This window comes from Ruegeria sp. C9 (assembly GCF_056537585.1).
The window spans coordinates 383,316-404,333 of sequence record NZ_JBQFRU010000003.1 but is presented as its reverse complement, the minus strand read 5'-3'; the positions used below and the strand labels follow the sequence as shown (position 1 = coordinate 404,333).

Here is a 21,018-nt window from a genome sequence, read left to right as displayed (position 1 = left end):
TCGGTGTTTTGCGACCCATGCGCAGTCGGTTTTTTGATTGACCCGAGCGTTGGGGTTTTCAATGTTGGCGCAAACGTTAAACCGCGAGGCAGCAATGCAAACAATCACCGAACCCGCCCGCCAGATCCCCGTTGTTCATCAGACAGACGTATTGGTTGTCGGCTCGGGCCCCGCTGGATTGTCAGCAGCGCTGGCTGCCGCACGCGCTGGGGCCGAAGTTTCCTTGATGGATAGATTCGGTTGCATGGGTGGGAATATTACGGCAGTCGGCGTCGAAGGCTTTGCCTGGTATCGCCACGAACAAACTGTCGAGGCCGGAGGCATCGGCATGGAGTTCGAAACCCGCGCCAAAGAGATGGGTGCAGCAGTGCCTGAAAGCCAATCCCTCAGCTACGAACTGGACAGCGAGGGCTTCAAGCTGGTGGCCGACAAGCTGGTTGAAGAGGCTGGCGTCCATCCGATGTTGCACCGGCAATTCGTCGCCCCGATCATGGAGGGGGATCGCATCACTGGGGTGATTACCGAATCCAAAGCGGGGCGTGAGGCGATCTTGGCCAAGGTTGTCATCGACGCCACAGGGGATGCAGATGTAGCGCATCGCGCGGGCGCTCCGACGCACAAGACGCCACGCGAGGACATGATGGCGGCCTCAGTGATGTTCCATCTGGCCGGTGTCGACAAACGGGCCTTTATTGAAGGTGTCAAAGCCGACCCGCAGACCTATAAAGACTGGGGTGGCGGAGGCGAATGGAATATCGAAACCTCGGGCAAAGAGGACGACATGTTCTCGCCCTTCGTCAAGAAACCCTTCCAGCAGGCGATTGATGAGGGCCTGATACCGGCTCATTTGAACACGATCGCGGGGACCTGGGGCGCGATGCACGATACCGGAGAACTGACCTATATGAACCTGATTCATATGGACCAGATCGATGGAACCGACCCCGACAGCCTGACCTTTGGTGAAATCGAAGGCCGCCGACAGGCGATGCTGGCCATTGATGCCCTCCGCCGTTTCATGCCGGGGTGCGAAAACGCACGTCTACGCAATTTCGGAATGACCATCGGCATTCGGGATACGCGCAAGATCGATGCCGTCTACAACATGACCGAAACCGATGCCCGACATCAGGGCCGGTTCGAGGATTCCATCGGTATCTACCCTGAATTCATCGATGGCTACGGCATTCTGATCTTGCCGACCACGGGGCGATATATGCAGATTCCGTATCGCTCGATGCTTCCCAAAGGGATCAAGGGCTTGTTGGTTGCGGGCCGGTCCCATGGCGCGGATCGGGTCGCTCACGCCGCAACGCGCAACATGTCCTGCTGCGCGGTCATGGGGCAAGGCGCGGGAATTGCTGCGGCGTTATCCTTGAAAAGCAATCAAGATCTCGACAGCATGAACCTTGTTCCTGTGCATCAGGAACTGGAACGACAAGGCGTGAGAATTAACTGATGGAGCGTATTCCAACCATTGATATCAGCCCGCTAACTGATCCTTCTGGTCCGCTGTATCAAGCAACGGTCGCGCAGATCATGGATGCCTGCACCAGCATCGGGTTTCTGTCGATCACAGGGACAGGCATCGCGCCTGAGCACATCGAGCAGGTGCGCGAGTGTGTCAGTGCTATCTTTGATATCGACGAGGCCCGAAAATGGGATCAGGCCATCACCCGCGATAACTATCGCGGATACATTCCGATGGGGTTCTTCACGCCCAATGACGGCTCGGGCGCGGCGGATAAGTACGAAGGGTATAAGCTGCATTTCGAAGCAGCCGAAGATGCATCGATCCGGGCTGAATGCGCGCTTTACGGCCCGAATATCTGGCCCCGAGAAGTGCCCCAGGCCCGCGCGGTAATACTGGATTACTGGCTACAGCTTGATGGCGTAACAGGTCTTTTGCTGGGTGCATTGGAAGTGGGGTTAAAAATCCCGCCCAACACACTACACGACGCCTTCCGCGACCCGATGACCAACATGACCCTGCTACACTATCCGCCACAATCCCCGGATGAGCGTGGCTATGGAATTCATCCGCATAAGGACACCGACGCACTGACAATAATCGCTCCCGATCCGGTCGGAGGACTTGAGGTGCAGACCCGCACCGGCGGCTGGATCACACCGGACTGCCCGCCCGGCGGCTTCGTGGTCAATATCGGCGACATGCTGGAACTGTGGTCGGGCGGGCGGTTGAAATCGACCCCGCATCGCGTGGTTAATCGATCCGGGCGTGAACGCTATTCCTTCCCTTATTTCGCCGTTCCGCGCCACGATGTGGTGGTTGCGCCACTGCTGCCTGCCCTGCCCGGCTTTGATCGCCCGAAGGTACATTGCGGACACTGGTCGGCGGAAATCTGGCGCACCAACTGGCCTGATGAAATGGCCACAGGTGAGACACCGGAACTGGGTACTCTGACAGACTAGGGTATAAAAATCGCGCGCCATGAACCGCTTGCATCGCCGGGCGTCATGGGTCAAGAACACGGCAATGCTGTGCAAACGAGGGATTGCGCCATGGCCTTGCCGGTGAAGGATCAGCTCAGATACTGGGGCATCGCCGCCGCTGTTTTCGTGCTGCTTTTGTACCTGTTGGGCGATGTCTTGCTGCCCTTTGTGATCGGTGGTGCGATTGCATATTTCCTTGATCCCGTTGCGGACCGCCTGGAAACACTCGGCCTTTCGCGCATGGCTGCGACCGGGATCATTACCGTTGTCGGCGTGTTTGGTTTTGTTTTGATGATTCTTATGGTTGTGCCCGCGTTGATCACACAGCTACTGGATCTGATTGATGTTTTGCCAAGCCTTTTTAAAGAACTGCGCGCCTTTATTGAGAAACAATTCCCGGCTTTGCTCGATCGCGAATCAAATACCCACCAGATGCTGGTGTCATTTGGCGAGACGCTGAAATCAAAAACCGGCGATGTGCTGCAAACCGTTCTGGCCTCATTGGGTTCAGCGATAAATGTCGTCGTCCTGTTGGTTATCGTACCGGTTGTAGCGGTTTACCTGCTGATGGATTGGGATCGCATGATCACCCGGATCGGAGAGCTCTTGCCCCGTGATCACGCCCCCACGATCAAACGACTTGCTGGTGAAATCGACGCCGTTCTTGCCTCATTCGTGCGTGGAATGGGTACCGTCTGCCTGATCCTCGGCACCTACTATGCTGTCGCATTGATGCTGGTCGGCCTGCAATTCGGCCTGATCGTCGGCTTCATTGCAGGGCTGGTAACCTTCATCCCCTATTTGGGCGCCCTGATCGGAGGCACCCTGGCCATAGGCCTGGCCCTGTTTCAGTTCTGGGGGGACTGGGCACATATCGGTTTGGTCGCCGGTATTTTTGCTATCGGACAGGTGACCGAGGGCAACTTCCTGACACCCAAACTCGTCGGTAGTTCGGTGGGCCTGCACCCGGTCTGGCTGCTGCTGGCCTTGTCGGTCTTCGGCGCGCTGTTCGGCTTTGTCGGAATGCTGATCGCAGTACCTGTAGCGGCTGCCTTGGGCGTGCTGGCACGGTTTGCGACCGAGCAGTATCTGCACAGCCGCCTATATACCGGGCTTGAAGGGCTCAATCAGGAAGACGAATAAATGGCCATGCAGCTCAGCTTTGATCTGCCGTCCAAGACTGCCTTGGGCCGCGAAGACTTTTTCGTCTCGCCTGCTAATGCGCTGGCTGTTGCGATGATCTCTGCCACCTCATGGCCTGGCAACAAACTGGTGCTGAGCGGCCCTGCAGGATCGGGCAAGACCCATCTGGCGCATGTCTGGGCCGGCGAGACCGGCGGTCGAATCGTACAAGCCGCCGCGCTTCGATATGACGACGTGCCGGACCTGGCGCGCGGTCCGGTGGCGGTCGAAGATGTACCGGTAATCGCGGCGGACGTCGAGCAGCAGAAAACTCTGTTCCATTTGCACAATCTGGTTCTGGCCGAGGGCCACGCCTTGCTGATGACCGGGCGCACGACGCCGAAGCTGTGGAATCTGCCGCTGGCCGATCTGCAAAGCCGGGCCGAAGGTGCGCATCATGTGTCGCTTGAAGGGCCGGACGATGCGTTGCTGGGCGCAGTGCTGGCGAAGCTATTCACCGACCGGCAGCTCAATCCGGGGCCGGATGTCATAGCATATCTGGTCAAGCACATGAATCGAAGCTTTGAAACCGCCGCCCGCGTGGTCGAGCAGCTTGACGAAATTGCGCTGACCGAAAAACGCGACATCACCCGTGCGCTGGCGGTGCGTCTATTGAACACAGAGGCCGAACAATCGGATGCCTGCAATTGACCGGACAAGGGTGATCTCGCATCCTGTCGCGCAAAAGACCTGGGGACACCATGACCAAGATTGCCGAGACTGATTTCCCGGATCACGGGCTGTTCGGAAGGCCGCTGTTCGAAGATCCGGGCGCCCGTGCACTTTCCCGGGTCGGGGTTGTCGATATCGGATCGAACTCGGTCCGGATGGTGATTTTTGACGGCGCGGCGCGCTCACCGGCCTATTTCTACAATGAAAAGGTGATGTGCGAACTGGGCGCCGGCCTGTCAGAGACCGGCCGACTGAACCCTGAAGGTCGCAAACGGGCGCTGGCTGCCTTGCACAGGTTTCAGCATCTTGCCGGAGACCTCGGCCTGCCCGCCCTGCACGCGGTCGCCACCGCTGCGGTGCGCGAGGCCAGCGATGGACCGGATTTCTGCGCGCAGGCAAAAGCCGAAACCGGCCTGATCATCAACGTTGTCGATGGCGAGGAAGAAGCACGGCTCTCAGCTCAGGGCGTGCTGCTGGGTTGGCCCGGAGCTTACGGGCTGATCTGCGACATCGGTGGCTCGTCCGTCGAACTCGCTGAGATCGGAGGCGGCAAGGTCGGACGTCGCATGACTTCGCCCCTGGGGCCGCTCAAGCTGCGCGATATCAAAGGCGGTCGCCGGGCGCGTAAGGAGCATATCAAGAGGACGCTGGAAGAGATGCGCGACCGGATGGGCCCTCAACGTGATCGGCTGTTTCTGGTCGGCGGCAGCTGGCGCGCCTTCGCACGTCTGGACATGCTGCGCCGAGGCTATCCGCTGAACGTGCTGCACGAATACCGCATGACACAAAGTCAGGTACGCGAGACCATCAAGTTCATCGAACAGAATGATCCTGATGAATTGCGCGCATTGGCCGGTGTGTCGGGCTCGCGTATGGCATTGATCCCCTATGCAATGGATGTGCTTTCACGCCTGATCCGCACGTTCAAACCAAAGGACATCGCGATTTCAAGCTACGGCATCCGCGAAGGATTGCTGTATGAACAGATGCCGCAACGCCTGCGCGACCGGGATCCTTTGATCGAAGCCTGCCGGTTTGCCGAAGCGAAAGACGCGCGCTTGCCCGGTTTCGGCAAACACCTGTTCGATTTTGTCATGCCCTTGTTCCGTTCGGCGCCGGAACCGATGCTGCGCCTGATCAAGGCAGCTTGTCTGCTGCATGACGTCAGTTGGCGTGCGCATCCAGATTACCGGGCCGAGGCCTGTTTCGAATATGTCACCCGCGCCAACATGAGCGGGATCAAACACTCCGAGCGGATCTTTATCGGGCTCGCTTTGCAACACCGATATCGCAACAAACGCGAAGGGAGCCGCTTTACCGAGCTTTACGAACTGCTCGACGAACGCGGTCAGGAACAGGCCGAAATCCTGGGCAAAGCACTACGGTTCGGAGCGATGCTTTGGATGCAGCACGACGCAGCCATGGGCAAGATGCGTTACTATCCCAAAAAACAAAAGCTCGAACTGCGTCTGCCCAAGTCTGCGGGTCCTCTGTTCACCGAGGTTGCCGAGGCGCGCTATAACTCGCTGGCTGCCGCGCTTAAATCAGAACCCAAAGTGATCATTCGGGGATAATCAGATTTCGGTGTAACCGTCAGAGTGTTCTTCCTCTGGCCCCACCTCTTCTTGTTGATCCTTGGGCTTTTTGCGGATGATGATGTCGCCGTTTGGTAACATCTCGGGCGCTTCATATGCGCTCCAATCCTGCACCTGAGCAGCCAAATCAGCCAGCGCCGGACCCATTTCCCGCATGAAAGACTGCAAAGCCGGACCAAATTGGTCCGCAAATCCACGCAGGTCTTCGAGCGTGGGCTCCATCTCTTGCCGCAAGCCTTCCAGAAACAACTCGGCACCCCGCTCCATCAGCGACTTACCTGAATCGTTCTGTGCTTGGGCAGGCAGGGCCAAGGCGGTACAAACAGCGCTGATCAGCATGAGACGTAGCATAGCTTGAATATAAGCGAGCGTGCCGAGTGTTGAAAGGTCAGAGGTCGATATCCAACGTCACCGGGAAGTGGTCGGATGCGGTTAGCAAGGCATCCCTCAGCTCGGGGTTGCCCCAGCAGGCGGCATCGCGAAACGGATGCCAGATGCGCCAGTTCGGGTGGTGGGCGCGCAAATCCTCGCTAATCATGATGTAGTCCAACAACGCCTCAAGATACCGTCCCTCATTCGGCCGCGCAAATCGTGCAGTTGCTGGGACGGAACCGGGGCGCAGTTCCAATGCCCTTGCTGCATGAGGATCATAGAGCCCCGCCTGCAACAATATCTCGACCGACGATCGACCGAAGAGGTGTTCGAACTCATCCAGTCCGGGTCCGTCATTGAGATCGCCCAGCAAAATCACCGGCTCTTGCTCCGTCAAATGATGTCGGACCCGTCGACCCAGCCATACCGCCTGCGCCAACTGCTTACGGCGATTGGCAATCGAAATTCGTATCATCTCATCCCGCGATGCAGCGCCATGGGGCGCTTTGGACTTCAGATGCGCCCCGATCAGTCGAAACTCCTGCCCTGAGGTTGTTTGGATCGCCAATTCCATCGGAGGCTTTGAAAACCGCACAAGATCCTCGGTCGCATCCACATCCAGGTCGATCCGGAACTCGGCATCGAAACGCGGCGCGTTCTCGGCCTCCCTTGCGTCGTGTTTGGCTGTAAGAATTTCGGGATCATAAAGCAGGGCCAATTCCTGATGTGTATCATTGGGAAATCCCATGATTGCATGGCTTGTACGCAGACCGAACGCCTCGGCAAATCGCTGCAAGGCACGGACGGTATTCTGAGACTTGCCTGTGTTGGGGGCTTCGACGATCAGCATCGCATCGGCATCGATCGCCGTCAGCACCTTTGCGATCGCCTCAACCTGCCGGGCCTTGGTCACATCGTGACGCCCTGACCAGCTGCCATCGACAATCAGGCTGTCATTGCGATCAAACAGGTTGGCGAACCATTCGATATTGTAGGTCGCCAACCGCACGGATCAGACCCGAGCGCCGTTGATTTCATCCCAGGCGCGGTTGATATCGATCATCTTTTTCTCGGCCAGCCGCACCGCCTCTTCCGGAACGCCGCGTGCCAGCATCGCATCGGGATGAGTTTCTCTCACCAGTTGCCGCCAAACCTTGCGAATTTCGGTCAGAGGAGCGTCGCGGGGAACGCCCAGAACCGTATAGGGGTCTTTCGGCGCATCCGGTACGAAACGCGCGCGCAGGGCCATGAACTGAGCGTCGGTCTGGCCGAAAATGCGGCTGACTTCTTCCAAAAACTCGTTTTCGTTCGGATGGTAGAACCCGTCCGCCATGGCAATGTGAAACAGCCCTTCCATCAAATCGCACAGGGTGGTGCTATCTTCGGCGAACATGCGGGCAATCCGGCGGGCATAGTCCTGATATCCAGCAACGTCTGTCCGTGCCATGTCAAAGACCTTGGCCGCCCCGTCTTCATCTTCGGGCGCGATCTGAAACACTTCACGGAAAGCCGTCACCTCATCCCGCGTCACCTGACCGTCGGCCTTGGCCATCTTGGCGCCAAGCGCCACGACAGCAATCGCAAAGGCCACCGAACGTTCTGGCGGCGTGCGCAGTTTCTCAAACACCGCAGTCAGGCTTTCGCCCTGGGCAAGCGCATTCAGCGCGTCGGCTATTCTGGACCAGATCGACATGGGCGCACCCTAGCGTGCCTTGTCACGACTGTCAGGTGCGACAGATGACTGCGGGCCGAGTATTTTCTGCATCAGGACAAGATCCAGCCGCTGCCCCCATTTGAACCCCACTTCAGGCATGCGTCCCACCTGCTTGAAGCCAATTGCCTTATGGAAGGCGATGGCTGAGGGGTTGGCCGATGAAATGCCCGCCACCAAGACATGCACGTTATCCTCCTGCGCGATGGCTTCAAGAGCCTCCATCAACGAACGGCCAACATGCTGGCCTCTGGCTTCGGGTGCCAACTGTATCGAATGTTCGCGGCACTGCGCATATCCCGGTCCCGAGCGGAAGGTGCCATAGGTCGCAAACCCCTCGACGGCACCACTGCGCTCGGCGACCAAGAAGGCGGGACCTCTGGTTTCGATCTCTGCCACCACGCTTTCAACGCTGCGTTCATCGGTGGTGAAAGTGACCAGCGTATCACGGATAATCACGTTTGCTATCGCCGCAATCGCAGGTGCATCTTGGGCTCTGGCCTGCCGGATGTTCATTCCAGCACGCGCAACCCGTGCGGTGTTTCGATTTCAGCGCGCAATGCAGCCGGGCCGCTGTCAAACGCGACATACTCCAACGCCCCCAGACCTTTGGCTAAGTCGATTGCATCCGGATGGCACACAATCAGGCGGCGTAACCGGCAGCCACTGTCCTGAAGCATTTGTGCCGGATGCAGATCACCCTTCCACTCGATAAGCGCCGGAAAGAGGTTGTCAAATGGCAGACGTCCATTTGGGGGGACTGCCATACGCCAGCGCAGCGCGCCTCGGTTCAGATCGATAGGTTGTCCGACGCCGTCGGGGAAAACGGTCAGTGACGCTTCGATATCCGGAACCCGGCAAATCCAGTTGGTCAGGCGGGGTGATCCGGTGAACCGGTCCAGATCGAACCAGCGCGTCCTTTGCGGTTTGGAGGCTTCGGGGTCGATCGCAATCGCCTCCAGATAGAGCCCATCCCGCAAGCCCAAAAGTCGATTATACGTCCCGAATTTTTCATGCTTGCCGCCGTCCTGAAGCCGTACGCCCAGCGCCTGTTCGATATGGTCAGAAGCTTCTTCAAGCGTTTCGCCCGCAACAGCCAGATGATCCAGTAACATGAAGACGCCTCCTGATGACAAACGACCAGACCATTTGGGTCTGGTCGCATGTTTTCCGCAAAGGGGCGAAATCACAAGATTTTTCGTACGAAAAATCTAGGCCCCGGTGTCAGGACTTAGCTTCACCGATCAAACGCAAGATGTCTTGTGCCGCGTCAGGGATATTCGTTCCCGGACCAAAGATCGCCTTCACACCGTGATCGTAAAGGAACTGGTAATCCTGTTGCGGAATGACCCCACCGCAGATGACTATGATGTCTTCAGCCCCTGCCTTTTTCAGTTCCTCAACCAACTGAGGCGCCAATGTCTTATGCCCCGCAGCCTGCGAAGAGATCCCTATCACATGCACATCATTGTCCACCGCGTCCTGTGCGGCTTCTGCAGGCGTCTGGAACAGAGGGCCGACATCCACATCAAACCCGATATCGGCAAAGGCAGTGGCAATCACCTTGGCCCCTCGATCGTGGCCGTCCTGCCCCATCTTGACCACCAGCAGACGCGGGCGACGCCCCTCGGCCTTGGCGAATTCTTCTATGGAATTCTGAATCGCGGCAAAACCTTCGTCACCCTCGTAGGCCGCACCGTAAACACCGGCCAGGGTCTTCACTTCGGCACGGTGGCGACCGAACTCTTTCTCCATTGCCATACTGATCTCTCCTACGGATGCGCGGGCTCGGGCGGCCTCGACGGCGGCGGCAAGCAGGTTGCCTCCCTCGCGGGCGGTTCTTGTCAGGGCGTCCAGCGCCTGTTGGCAAGCCGCCTCGTCGCGCGTTGCACGGATACGCTCCAGCCGCGCGACCTGAGCTTCACGCACGGCCACGTTATCGACGTCCAGAATATCGATCGGGTCTTCTTGCTCTTTGCGATACTTGTTGACCCCAACGATAACCTCTTCGCCCCGGTCGATCATGGCCTGACGGCGCGCAGCGCTTTCCTCGATCCGCAGCTTGGGCATGCCACTGGCAACGGCCTTGGTCATACCGCCCATTTCCTCGACCTCTTCCATAAGAGCCCAGGCTTTTTCGACCAACTCGTTGGTCAGGCTTTCGACGTAGTAAGAGCCCGCCAGCGGATCGACCACATCGGTCACGCCGGTTTCCTCTTGCAACACCAGCTGCGTGTTTCGCGCGATACGTGCTGAGAAATCGGTTGGCAGCGCGATCGCCTCGTCCAGTGCGTTGGTATGCAGTGACTGTGTGCCGCCCAGAACCGCGCTCATGGCCTCATAGGCAGTGCGGACCACGTTGTTATAGGGGTCCTGTTCCTGCAGCGACACGCCCGAGGTCTGGCAATGAGTTCGCAGCATTTTCGACCGTTCGGATTTCGCCCCGAACTCGGTCATTACCCGATGCCAAAGGGTGCGCGCAGCGCGTAGTTTGGCGATCTCCATGAAGAAATTCATGCCGATGGCAAAGAAGAACGACAGACGACCCGCGAACTTGTCCACGTCCATGCCTGATTCCGTCGCTGCGCGCACATATTCGCGCCCGTCGGCCAGCGTATAAGCCAGTTCCTGCACCAGGTTCGCCCCGGCCTCTTGCATGTGATAGCCCGAGATCGAGATCGAGTTGAACTTGGGCATCTCATTCGAAGTGTAATCGATGATGTCCGAGATGATCTTCATCGAAGGCTCGGGCGGGTAGATATAGGTGTTACGCACCATAAACTCTTTCAGAATGTCGTTCTGAATGGTGCCCGAGAGCACGGCCTTGTCATGCCCCTGCTCTTCACCTGCAACGATGAAGCTGGCCAGAACCGGGATCACTGCCCCGTTCATCGTCATTGAGACTGAAACCTTGTCCAGCGGGATACCGTCGAACAGGATTTTCATATCCTCAACGCTGTCGATGGCCACACCGGCCTTGCCGACATCGCCCACCACACGGGGATGGTCACTGTCATACCCCCGGTGAGTCGCCAGATCGAAGGCGACCGAGACACCTTGCTGGCCGGCTGCCAGATTGCGGCGGTAAAACGCATTCGATTCTTCAGCCGTCGAGAAGCCTGCATATTGACGGATCGTCCAAGGGCGCCCCGCATACATCGTCGCTTTTACGCCGCGCGTAAACGGACCGAAGCCCGGAAGCGAGCCCATATGCGGCAGATCAGCCGTGTCTTCCTGAGTATAAAGCGGTTTGACGTCGATGCCTTCCAGCGTCTCTTTGGTCAGATCGCCCAAAGGTCGGCCGCGCAGCTCTTTTTCAGCCAGCACCTGCCAGTCGTTGGTGTCGGTCATGTCGATTTCCTCTGTTCAATTCTGGTTTCGGCGGGGGCGACCCCGCGTGCATTGCTATCTGTCCGGCAGATCAGTTCAGCCCTCCCATCGGCGCCCGAGGCAAGCCATTCCAGATCATCGGCATAATCAGCCCAAAGCTGCATCGCCTGTTCAGCGGTCAGACCATGGGGCGTGGGTTTGGGCGCAGCATTCAACGCAAGGCCATCGCTGAATTCGGGCGCGGTGCGACCCGTCAGCGCCTGAAGCTGCGCCTGTTGATGACCCGCAAATTCCTCAAACGGCAAAACGAGCAATGGGACGCCCGGGAAGGCGTGGCTAATATCGGTGATGACGTCTCGCCAGCTCCGCTTGCTTTGCGCGATGCGGGTCCACTTTGTGGGCTCTATTGGGGCGCTGCCACGTTTGAACTTATAGGCGGCCACGGAAGACCAATACATATCCAACGCGCGGATATTCAAAGCAATTTTGGTGACTCTTCCATCAAATGCCCTTGCCAAAAGCTGCCCACGTTCCTGCATACCTGGATAGAGCGAGGCAAAGGCAATATTGCGCTCCATTGAGCCCACGAAATTCTCTTGGCTGACCAATAGCTGCGTCGCGCCGTCTTGCTGACATACGTCCAACTCGCGGCGTAATCCATCACAGACCTCAGGCGTCAGTTTATTCAAGCTGTTGAGGCCATTGGAGCGTGTCCGCTCCGGCCCCCAATACGCCAAACCTTGATCTGCAAGGACCTGCACGTTCCGGCTCAGATAGTTCTGGAAACTGGTGCTTGCACATCGATGTGCGCCGCAATGCAGGATCACTTCCATCGGCCTACTCTCCCAACGCGAAGGCCGCGGGAACGGCGCGTTTTGTAGGCAAATTGATAAGTACGCATGGGTGGGTGCGGCGTCCACGAAGCAAATTTTTGGTGATCACACGCATTTCGTCAGTCGCATTCGCCCCAGCAGAGGCTATATTCATGACAACAGGAGGCCTCATGACACGCACGCTTGCCTTTGTTTTCTCGGCACTATTCCCGTTGGCCGCCTTGGCCGCCGACGCGACTGCCCCTGCGGATGACAGCTTTGTTCGTCCAGTAGCTGACAGCGATCTAAGCGATTTTCTCTGGACGCATCGCCCGATCGTCGTTTTTGCCGATACCCCGGCAGACCCAAGATTCCAGCAACAAATTGACATGTTACTCGAAGGCGAGGACGCAATGCGGGATCGCGACGTGATTGTCTTGACCGATACTGATCCGGCGGCGCGATCATCGATCCGATCAAAACTGCGACCGCGTGGTTTCCAGATGGTGTTTGTCGACAAGGATGGTGTCGTCAAACTGCGCAAACCCAGCCCATGGAGCGTGCGTGAGATTGGCCGGTCCATTGACAAGACGCCTTTGCGCGAGCGCGAAATCCGCGAACGACGTGAGGGCGGCTGAGCACCTGCGACATGCCTCAAGATCCCGGCGGAAGCCGCTGGGAACCTTGAAAGATATGTCGCAGGTGCGCGCATCATCACTCGAACTCGATGATCACATCGTCAACGGCCAGACTGTCGCCGGGGCCCGCGTTGATCTTGGAGACAACGCCCTTTTTCTCGGCGCGCAGGATGTTCTCCATCTTCATCGCCTCAACGGTACAAAGTGCCTGACCTTCCTGCACCTCCTGACCTACTTCCACATCAATCTTCACGATCAAGCCCGGCATTGGGCAGAGCAACATTTTCGATGTATCAGGCGGCAGCTTCTCGGGCATCAGGCGGGCCAGTTCGGCCTGACGCGGGGTGCGCACATGTACCTTGAGGTCAGCCCCTCGGTTTCGGATACGGAACCCGCCCGATATCTTTCCAACCTTCAAGACCAACGGGCTGCCATCCACGTCCAACACCGCAAGTTGGTCACCCGGCGTCCAGTCAGAGGACACACGCAGAGCTGACCCGTCTTTGAATTTGACAGTCGCGCCCTGTTTGTCAGCCTTAACCTTGACGCTGAAATCCTGCCCTTGCAGAGCGACATTCCAACGTTTGCCGACCTTCCGTTCATGGTTGTCCATCCGGCCCGATACGCGGGTGCGACGGATTTCGGCAACCCGGTGCATGGCAGCGCACGAGGCTGCGATACGGCGCAGATCTTCTTCGGGAAGGTCGACGCCTTCGAACCCGTCCGGATACTCCTCCGCGATGAAAGCGGTCGTCATGTCACCACTTACAAATTTCGGGTGATCCATGACCGCTGACAGGAATGGCAAGTTGTGACCGATGCCTTCGACTTCGAAACTGTCCAGCGCCACGCGCATCGCCTCAATCGCCTGTTCGCGGGTCGGTGCCCAGGTACACAGCTTGGCGATCATCGGGTCGTAATACATGCTGATCTCGCCGCCCTCATAGACGCCGGTATCGTTACGCACAGCGCTATCCCCTTTAGACGCATCACCTTGCCATTTGTCATTCACAAGCAGCGGTCCGGCTGCGACCTCCTGCGGCGGGCGATAACGGGTAAGGCGGCCAATCGAGGGCAAGAAGCCACGATACGGGTCCTCTGCATAAAGACGGTTTTCAATCGCCCAGCCTGTCAGGGTGACGTCATCCTGCGTGATCGACAGTTTTTCACCAGCCGCCACACGGATCATCTGCTCCACCAGATCAACACCGGTGATCAGTTCGGTCACCGGGTGTTCCACTTGCAGGCGCGTGTTCATTTCGAGGAAATAAAAGTTCTTTTCGCCATCCACGATGAACTCGACCGTACCGGCGCTGGCATAGTTCACAGCCTTGGCCAACGCGACCGCCTGTTCGCCCATCGCCTTGCGGGTTTCAGGGTCAAGGAACGGCGATGGCGCCTCTTCCACAACTTTCTGGTTCCGGCGCTGGATCGAGCATTCGCGTTCCCCGAGATAGATGCCATTGCCGTGACTGTCACAGAGCACCTGAATCTCGATGTGGCGCGGCTGAGTCACAAATTTCTCGATGAAAATCCGGTCGTCGCCGAAGGAGTTCGCGGCCTCGTTCTTGGATGACTGGAAACCTTCCCGCGCCTCTTCGTCATTCCACGCAATCCGCATGCCCTTGCCACCGCCGCCAGCGCTGGCCTTGATCATCACCGGATAGCCAATGTCGTTCGAAATCTTCACCGCCTCATCGGCGTCTTCGATCAGGCCCATGTAACCGGGCACCGTCGAAACCCCGGCCTCCTGCGCGATCTTCTTCGAGGTGATCTTGTCCCCCATGCTTTCGATCGCACCGACCGGGGGGCCGACAAAGGCGACGCCTTCGGCATCCAGCGCCTCGGCGAATTTGGAGTTCTCGGACAGAAAGCCATAACCGGGGTGGACCGCCTGCGCGCCGCTTTTACGGATGGCATCCATCACCTTGTCGATGACGATGTATGACTGGTTGGCGGGCGGCGGGCCGATATGCACGGCCTCATCCGCCATTGAAACATGCAGGGCGTTCTTGTCAGCATCTGAATAGATGGCAACCGTGCCAATGCCCATCTTGCGGGCGGTCTTGATGACCCGGCAGGCAATCTCGCCCCGGTTTGCGATCAGGATCTTGTTGAACATGGAACGTCCTTTGGCTTGATGTTCTGGAAACGCAAAACGCCGCCGCGGGGCGTTGACCCCACGACGGCGTGATGCGCAATGACGGACGGGACTTTTCCAGCCCCGTTAAATTCAGCTTTAGTTACAGTTGTTCTGGGTCTTGCAGTAAAGCACGTTGCCCGCAGCCCCGACTGCCGCCCCAAGCAGCGGATCTGCACTGAGGACCGCTGCCCCCAGAGCCCCCGCACCGCCGCCAAGGATCGCCTGTTCGCCGGTCGAGCCACCGCAGGCCGCCAAACCCGCGCAGGTTGCCAACGCAAGGGAAATTCGTTTGATTCGCATGGTTTCTGCCCTTCTAGATTTTTTGCAGTCTTTGAGAGCAGATGCCGATTTCGCGCCTTGTTATGCAATAACACGGACCACAAACTTGCGAATTGCGCAGGTTTTTGCCGCTTTTTGTCCAAACCTGACAAAAAGAAAACCGCGGACAGAACTCTGTGGGGAACACAAGCCTGCCCGCGGAAGGAAGGGGTACGGAATAGTAGGTGCTTGTGCGACGCAGGCAAAGTAGAGCCGCACGGCCCAATCACTGTGCACAGCACAATTCTGGCCGCCAACCAGTTATTGTTTCCATCTGAGATTCCGGCTGAAACCTGCCCATCCAGCGCGGCACCACGCAGATTTGCGCCGACGTCGTAATCGCCCGGACAGCGACGACTACGTCTGAAATCCGTCACGTTCCTGTTACAAATCGAAGACTTGTAGCGAGGCAGTGCGCGAGGCACCTCACGCAACATCACTACAAACTCACGCAAAAATCCTTCCGGTGACAGTAACTTAGATTCCGGTTTCACCGCAGCGTGAAACGTCACATGTCTACCGACACTTTTGCTTGAAAAATTGAGAGCATCTTCTCTCAACTTGGTGATTTCCCAAGAATTCAGTTGCGTGGAACGGTGCCCCTGCACACTCGCACACAAGGAACTATCCATATGATAACAAAGGGTAAAACCGCCAGCCTGCTTGCTGCCAGCGCGCTTTCCGTGACCGGTATGCAAGCCTTGGCGCAAGATGCACAAACTCAGGCTGAATTGGCTGCACTGCGCGCCCGGGTCGAAGCGCTGGAATCCTCCAATCCCGGGTCTGGCACTGGGGATCTGCAGATCGGCAACACCACTCTGGACGTCTACGGTTATGTCAAAGCCGACTTCTTCTATGACTTCGAATACGATCAGGGCGACACCGCATTCGTAAACGTGATAGGTGAACCCTCGGCCGAGACAGATGGTACGTTTGGCGCCACAGTCCGTCAGTCTCGTATCGGCCTGCGCACCAGCACGCCTTCGGGAATCGGTGACATTCAGGGCCAGATCGAAGTCGATGCCTTCGGCTCGGACGGAACCGCCGAATTCCGAATTCGTCATGCCAATATCCGAATTGGGGAACAATGGCTGATCGGACAATACTGGACCAATTTCCAACCTCTGGACACCTACCCGACCTCGGTGGAATTTAACGGGCCGGTCGGGATCGCTTTCGCGCGCGTTCCGCAGGTGCGCTACACCAACAATATCGGATCGAATACCACCTTCGCCGTTTCCGTTGAAGAAAACGTCGGCGGCTCGGATTCGGATGATCCCGTGCTGACTGGTTCGGTCGAATACAACGATGGCAAATACATCGCTCGTGCCTCGGCGCTCTACGGCAAGGCGCAATCCGGCGACGTCGAGGTCGATCAGACCGGTTTCTCTTTGTCGGGCTCGATCCGACCGTGGGAAGGTGGGTTGTTCCAGGTCAACTATGTCAACGGCGAGGCACTTGGCCCCTACCTGATCGGCTTGGGCGACGCAGTCGTCGGGGGTCAGGCCAACGATGTTGATGGCTACACCATCGAATTCCGTCAGGACCAGAGTTCCAAATGGAACGTCGGCATCGCCTATGGCAAGGAAGACTACGACCTGCCTACATCGACCGGTACTTTGTCGTTCACCGAGCTTGAGACGATCCACGTCAATGCCTTTTACAAGGCGACAGACAACCTGACGCTCAGCGCCGAATACATCTATGGAGAGCGGAACGACACAATTTCCGGCGACACATTCGACGGCAATCGTGTCCAGTTGGCCGCGCAACTCAACTTCTGATGAAAACAGCCTACCCTGCCCATTAGCGGGCAGGGTTCCAGTGTCACTGATCATCTGAGTGTTATGTGCGGCAGCCCCGGTCACAATCAGCGCACTCCGTCGAACACGTCAGGGAAAGATTGGCGCGCGGCGTCCAGATTGATCACCAGCAGAGCATCATAGCTTGCAGGATCAAACGGGTCTTCGGCGGCGACAACCTCACGCCCGAACAGCCAACTTAGACGGCCCGCGTCCAGATTGCCTCGCTCAAAGGGCTGATCACCAAAATGCGCCCATAACGCCTCGATAAACGCGACATCTGCGCGCTTGTCGGCGGGTTTGCGATCGCGAAAGCGTTCTCGCTGGGTCAGCGGCGTAACGCCCTTGGGATTGGCCCGCCGAATGGTGAACTGGAAGTCTGTTCCGGGCAAACGTCCGGGGAAACCGCGATGTTTCAGCATTGCGAAACCTCAACGGACAAGTTCCAGATATGGCAGGCCATCGGACATGCCTGCGGGATTGAAGTGATCATGCGAACCTCCAGAGCTGCATCACTGTATCGGGACACTCTGAGACCGTGACATTGTTGGTTCATGGTCAGAGCCCCTCCCAGATACACCGGGATTGATCCAGCCGGTAGGCTTCGAAGAACTGCGTTGCGTCAGGTTCGGAGGTGCCGAACGCTACCGGTCTGTCCGAAAACGAAATCACAATCCGAGCAGGCTGCAATTCGTGCTGGGCCACATAAGGCACCGCCAGTGTTTCACACAAATGCTCCATGTCGACTACGGCGACATCATATGTGATACGACCTGCAGTCGATCCGATCTTGGGTGCAATGAACCGAAACCGCACCCAAAGCTCACCCGGATTGGTGTCCAGAAGCACATCGCTAAGCTCGACCGGTTGACCCGATGGCACGGGCAGCAGGTTTGAGGCCAGCGCCGAACCTACTCCGACCAGCAACGTAAAAACCCCGGCGCATCCCCGGATCCGCCAGCGGCGGTTTCCTTCCTCCGAGGGAGCGTGCAGAGCTGTTGCAACCTGCGCGGTCTTATGTCCGGTCAATCGGGGCATTTACGGCTCGGGCCTCCTCGGCGGGCATTTACAGCGGGATATTGTCGTGCTTTTTCCAAGGGTTCTTCAGTTGCTTGCCGCGCAGGCTCGCAAATGCACGTGATACACGGCGGCGGGTCGATTGTGGCATGATCACCTCGTCGATAAAGCCGCGCTCGGCCGCAACGAAGGGATTTGCGAACCGGTCCTCATAGTCCTGAGTGTGTTGCGCGATCTTATCGGAATCGCCGAGATCGGCGCGGTGGATGATTTCGGTCGCGCCCTTTGCACCCATCACCGCGATCTCAGCCGTGGGCCAGGCATAGTTGAAATCGCCGCGCAGGTGTTTCGACGCCATCACATCATACGCACCACCATAAGCTTTACGCGTGATCACCGTAACCTTCGGAACCGTTGCCTCACCATAGGCAAACAACAGCTTCGCACCATGTTTGATCACGCCGCCATATTCCTGCGACGTCCCCGGCAGAAAGCCCGGCACATCTACCAGCGTCAGGATCGGGATTTCAAAGCAATCACAGAACCGCACGAACCGGGCCGCTTTTCGGGAACTATCGATGTCCAAACATCCTGCCAATACCATGGGTTGGTTGGCCACGACGCCCACGGTCTGCCCCTCAAGCCGGATAAAACCGGTGATGATGTTCTTAGCGTAGTCTTCCTGAATCTCGTAAAAATCACCCTCATCCGCCACTTTGGTGATCAGTTCCTTCATGTCGTACGGCGTGTTCGGATTGTCCGGGATCAGCGTATCCAGCGATGTCTCGACCCGGTCAGGGCTGTCAAAAAACGGACGAACCGGCGGTTTCTCGCGATTGTTGAGCGGAAGGAAGTCGACAAGACGGCGCACCTCGGCCAGCGCCTCCACATCGTTTTCAAACGCGCCATCAGCGACCGACGACTTTTTGGTGTGGGTCGAAGCCCCTCCCAGTTCCTCCGCCGTCACGACCTCATTGGTGACGGTCTTCACAACGTCTGGGCCAGTCACGAACATGTACGAGGTGTCTTTGACCATGAAGATGAAGTCGGTCATTGCAGGACTGTAAACCGCACCACCTGCGCACGGCCCCATAATCACGCTGATCTGCGGAACAACGCCTGAGGCCATGATATTACGCTGGAACACCTCAGCATATCCGGCCAATGAAGCGACGCCCTCCTGAATCCGCGCGCCGCCCGAGTCGTTGATCCCGATCACCGGCGCTCCGTTTTGAACTGCCATGTCCATGATCTTGCAAATCTTCTGCGCATGGGTTTCTGACAGCGAGCCGCCGAATACGGTGAAGTCCTGGCTGAAGACGTAGACCATTCGACCATTGATCGCACCCCAGCCTGTGACCACCCCATCACCAGCAGGCTTTTGTTTCTCCATCCCGAAATCAGTGCAGCGATGGCTGACAAACATGTCAAACTCTTCAAAGCTGCCTTCGTCTACCAGCAACTCGATCCGTTCGCGTGCCGTCAGCTTTCCGCGGGCGTGTTGCGAGTCGATGCGTTTTTGCCCGCCACCCAATCGCGCGTTGTTGCGACGGCCTTCGAGCTCGGAAAGGATGTCTTTCATGTCGGTAGTCTCCCAAGAGAATTTGCGCGACCATAACGAGTTGGGATCGGCGGCCAAAGAAGTTTTCGGCAAATTTGCAAATATTTGGCAACACTATTTGAGATAACTGCAAATTTGTTAATTAACACAACAAGCCAAACTGCCGATGGCATTTCGCGCGATCAGGGTCTAAAGGTAAACCATGCAGTTCAGTTCACCCTCTGTCAGCCGCACGCCCCCCACGCTTGCAACACTCGTTTTGTTGTCAGGATTGTCGGCGCTGAGCATGAATCTGTATCTGCCCAGCCTTCCCTTTATGGCGACGTATTTTCAGACTGATTACAAGGTGATGCAGCTTTCGATCGCGCTTTATCTTCTGGTCAACGCGGCACTGCAAATCTTAATAGGACCCATCGCCGATAAGGCCGGACGTCGGCCTGTACTGCTGTGGGGACTCGCCCTTTTTTTGCTGGCAACGCTGGGGTGTATATACGCCCCAAATGTCGAGACCTTTCTGGCCTTCAGAATGTTTCAGGCCGTCATTGTCGTTGGTATTGTCTTAAGTCGTGCGGCTGTGCGGGACATGTACGAACAGGACCAGGCTGCTTCGATGCTCGGATATGTCACCATGGGGATGGCAGTCGTTCCGATGATCGGCCCTGCTGTCGGCGGGCTTCTCGAAGAAACTTTTGGCTGGAAAGCCAATTTCTGGCTGCCTTTCGCTCTTGCGGCGCTGGCGCTGGTGCTGACCTACCAAGACTTTGGCGAAACCGCGGCCGCAAGCGGCAAAACACTGATGCAGCAATTTCGCGAATACCCTGAACTGCTGAAATCGCCCCGCTTCTGGGGCTATTCCCTGTCCTCGGCGTTCTCTTCAGGTGCGTTCTTTGCCTATCTCGGGGGCGCACCCTTTATCGGGACCGAAGTGTTCGGCATGACAGCCGCCGAGGTCGGCATCTACTTTGGTGCGCCTGCGATTGGCTATTTCTTCGGCAACTTCATCAGCGGTCGATTCTCGGTTCGCTTCGGCGTCAACCGAATGGTGCGCTGGGGATGCTGGCTGAATGCAATTGGCGTGGCCCTATCAGCTTTGTTGTTCCTAGTGGATTTGGGAACGGCGCTCAGCTTCTTTGGCCTGATGACCTTCGTCGGGTTGGGTAACGGCATGGCGATCCCAAATGCAACCGCCGGATCGCTTTCGGTCCGCCCGCATCTGGCGGCCACTGCCTCTGGTTTGAGCGGTGCGATCATGTTGGGCGGCGGCGCGGCACTCAGCGCATTGGCAGGCGCATTGCTGACGCATGAGACAGGCGCGATGCCTCTGCTTTGGCTGATGCTGGCAACCGCCGCCCTGGCAATCTGCGCGATCAGCGTTGTTATCTGGCGCGAACGGCAATTGGGTCTGTAGACG

At 57.6% G+C, this 21,018-nt stretch carries 20 protein-coding genes; 8 read left to right on the top strand and 12 right to left on the bottom strand.

Translation table 11 applies throughout. The features are described from left to right. The first annotated feature begins 61 nt into the window (after positions 1–61). The 5 genes from ACR0NE_RS10260 (at position 62) to ACR0NE_RS10240 (ending at position 5,882) form a co-directional block, all read left to right on the top strand. A complete protein-coding gene (locus tag ACR0NE_RS10260; RefSeq protein WP_170594715.1) occupies positions 62–1,459 on the top strand; it encodes an FAD-dependent oxidoreductase in 1,398 nt (465 codons plus the stop codon). Beyond that, positions 1,459–2,433: a 2OG-Fe(II) oxygenase family protein gene (locus ACR0NE_RS10255; RefSeq protein WP_170594713.1), complete on the top strand. Its 975-nt coding sequence runs from the start codon at positions 1,459–1,461 to the stop codon at positions 2,431–2,433. Before ACR0NE_RS10260 ends, ACR0NE_RS10255 begins: the two co-directional genes overlap by 1 nt. Before the next feature lie 90 nt (positions 2,434–2,523). Then, entirely contained in the window at positions 2,524–3,597 is a 1,074-nt protein-coding gene (locus tag ACR0NE_RS10250; protein ID WP_170392915.1) for an AI-2E family transporter, read from the top strand. Further along, positions 3,598–4,287, top strand: coding sequence for an HdaA/DnaA family protein (locus tag ACR0NE_RS10245; RefSeq protein WP_170594711.1), 690 nt, complete (start codon positions 3,598–3,600; stop codon positions 4,285–4,287). 50 nt (positions 4,288–4,337) lie between these two features. Next, entirely contained in the window at positions 4,338–5,882 is a 1,545-nt protein-coding gene (locus tag ACR0NE_RS10240) for a Ppx/GppA family phosphatase (protein WP_170594708.1), read from the top strand. Here ACR0NE_RS10240 and ACR0NE_RS10235 read toward each other — a convergent pair whose 3' ends face one another. The 7 genes from ACR0NE_RS10235 to ACR0NE_RS10205 all read right to left on the bottom strand — a co-directional run bounded on the left by ACR0NE_RS10235 (position 5,883) and on the right by ACR0NE_RS10205 (position 12,149). Continuing rightward, complete coding sequence (locus ACR0NE_RS10235; protein WP_170594706.1) at positions 5,883–6,254, bottom strand: hypothetical protein; 372 nt, start codon at positions 6,252–6,254, stop codon at positions 5,883–5,885. Positions 6,255–6,291: 37 nt separating this feature from the next. Further along, positions 6,292–7,284, bottom strand: coding sequence for an endonuclease/exonuclease/phosphatase family protein (locus ACR0NE_RS10230; RefSeq protein WP_170594704.1), 993 nt, complete (start codon positions 7,282–7,284; stop codon positions 6,292–6,294). A gap of 3 nt (positions 7,285–7,287) precedes the next feature. Next, positions 7,288–7,968, bottom strand: a complete 681-nt coding sequence (locus ACR0NE_RS10225; protein WP_170392133.1) for a molecular chaperone DjiA — start codon at positions 7,966–7,968, stop codon at positions 7,288–7,290. Positions 7,969–7,977: 9 nt separating this feature from the next. After that, entirely contained in the window at positions 7,978–8,502 is a 525-nt protein-coding gene (locus ACR0NE_RS10220; RefSeq protein ID WP_170594702.1) for a GNAT family N-acetyltransferase, read from the bottom strand. Continuing rightward, positions 8,499–9,101 carry a VOC family protein gene (locus ACR0NE_RS10215; RefSeq protein WP_170401518.1) on the bottom strand — a complete coding sequence of 201 codons (603 nt, stop codon included), beginning with the start codon at positions 9,099–9,101 and terminating at the stop codon, positions 8,499–8,501. The genes ACR0NE_RS10220 and ACR0NE_RS10215 overlap by 4 nt, the downstream gene beginning before the upstream one ends. Before the next feature lie 109 nt (positions 9,102–9,210). Continuing rightward, entirely contained in the window at positions 9,211–11,337 is a 2,127-nt protein-coding gene (scpA, locus tag ACR0NE_RS10210) for a methylmalonyl-CoA mutase (RefSeq protein ID WP_170594700.1), read from the bottom strand. Beyond that, positions 11,334–12,149: a hypothetical protein gene (locus ACR0NE_RS10205; RefSeq protein WP_170594698.1), complete on the bottom strand. Its 816-nt coding sequence runs from the start codon at positions 12,147–12,149 to the stop codon at positions 11,334–11,336. Before ACR0NE_RS10205 ends, scpA begins: the two co-directional genes overlap by 4 nt. 170 nt (positions 12,150–12,319) lie before the next feature. Here ACR0NE_RS10205 and ACR0NE_RS10200 point away from each other — a divergent pair, with 170 nt between their 5' ends. Further along, positions 12,320–12,766, top strand: coding sequence for a DUF4174 domain-containing protein (locus ACR0NE_RS10200; RefSeq protein WP_170392143.1), 447 nt, complete (start codon positions 12,320–12,322; stop codon positions 12,764–12,766). A 76-nt stretch (positions 12,767–12,842) separates the two neighbouring features. On the opposite strand, the gene ACR0NE_RS10195 is transcribed toward ACR0NE_RS10200, so the two are convergent. After that, positions 12,843–14,888 (bottom strand): acetyl-CoA carboxylase biotin carboxylase subunit, encoded by a 2,046-nt coding sequence (locus ACR0NE_RS10195; protein WP_170594696.1) that lies wholly within the window; start codon positions 14,886–14,888, stop codon positions 12,843–12,845. Between the two features lie 117 nt (positions 14,889–15,005). Next, the gene (locus ACR0NE_RS10190) at positions 15,006–15,209 is read right to left on the bottom strand and encodes a hypothetical protein (protein WP_170392147.1); all 204 of its coding nucleotides are present in this window, start codon (positions 15,207–15,209) and stop codon (positions 15,006–15,008) included. Between the two features lie 650 nt (positions 15,210–15,859). Here ACR0NE_RS10190 and ACR0NE_RS10185 point away from each other — a divergent pair. Beyond that, a complete protein-coding gene (locus ACR0NE_RS10185) occupies positions 15,860–17,011 on the top strand; it encodes a DcaP family trimeric outer membrane transporter (RefSeq protein ID WP_170594694.1) in 1,152 nt (383 codons plus the stop codon). Positions 17,012–17,097: 86 nt separating this feature from the next. Here ACR0NE_RS10185 and ACR0NE_RS10180 read toward each other — a convergent pair whose 3' ends face one another. The 3 genes from ACR0NE_RS10180 to ACR0NE_RS10170 form a co-directional block, all read right to left on the bottom strand. Then, positions 17,098–17,451 carry a hypothetical protein gene (locus ACR0NE_RS10180; protein WP_170392151.1) on the bottom strand — a complete coding sequence of 118 codons (354 nt, stop codon included), beginning with the start codon at positions 17,449–17,451 and terminating at the stop codon, positions 17,098–17,100. Positions 17,452–17,587: 136 nt separating this feature from the next. After that, on the bottom strand, positions 17,588–18,067 hold the full coding sequence (locus ACR0NE_RS10175; RefSeq protein WP_480459624.1) for a DUF6497 family protein: 480 nt from the start codon (positions 18,065–18,067) through the stop codon (positions 17,588–17,590). 28 nt (positions 18,068–18,095) lie between these two features. Further along, a complete protein-coding gene (locus ACR0NE_RS10170; RefSeq protein WP_170594692.1) occupies positions 18,096–19,628 on the bottom strand; it encodes an acyl-CoA carboxylase subunit beta in 1,533 nt (510 codons plus the stop codon). Positions 19,629–19,809: 181 nt separating this feature from the next. Here ACR0NE_RS10170 and ACR0NE_RS10165 point away from each other — a divergent pair, with 181 nt between their 5' ends. Continuing rightward, on the top strand, positions 19,810–21,015 hold the full coding sequence (locus ACR0NE_RS10165) for a multidrug effflux MFS transporter (RefSeq protein WP_170420747.1): 1,206 nt from the start codon (positions 19,810–19,812) through the stop codon (positions 21,013–21,015). The last annotated feature ends 3 nt before the right edge of the window (positions 21,016–21,018 follow it).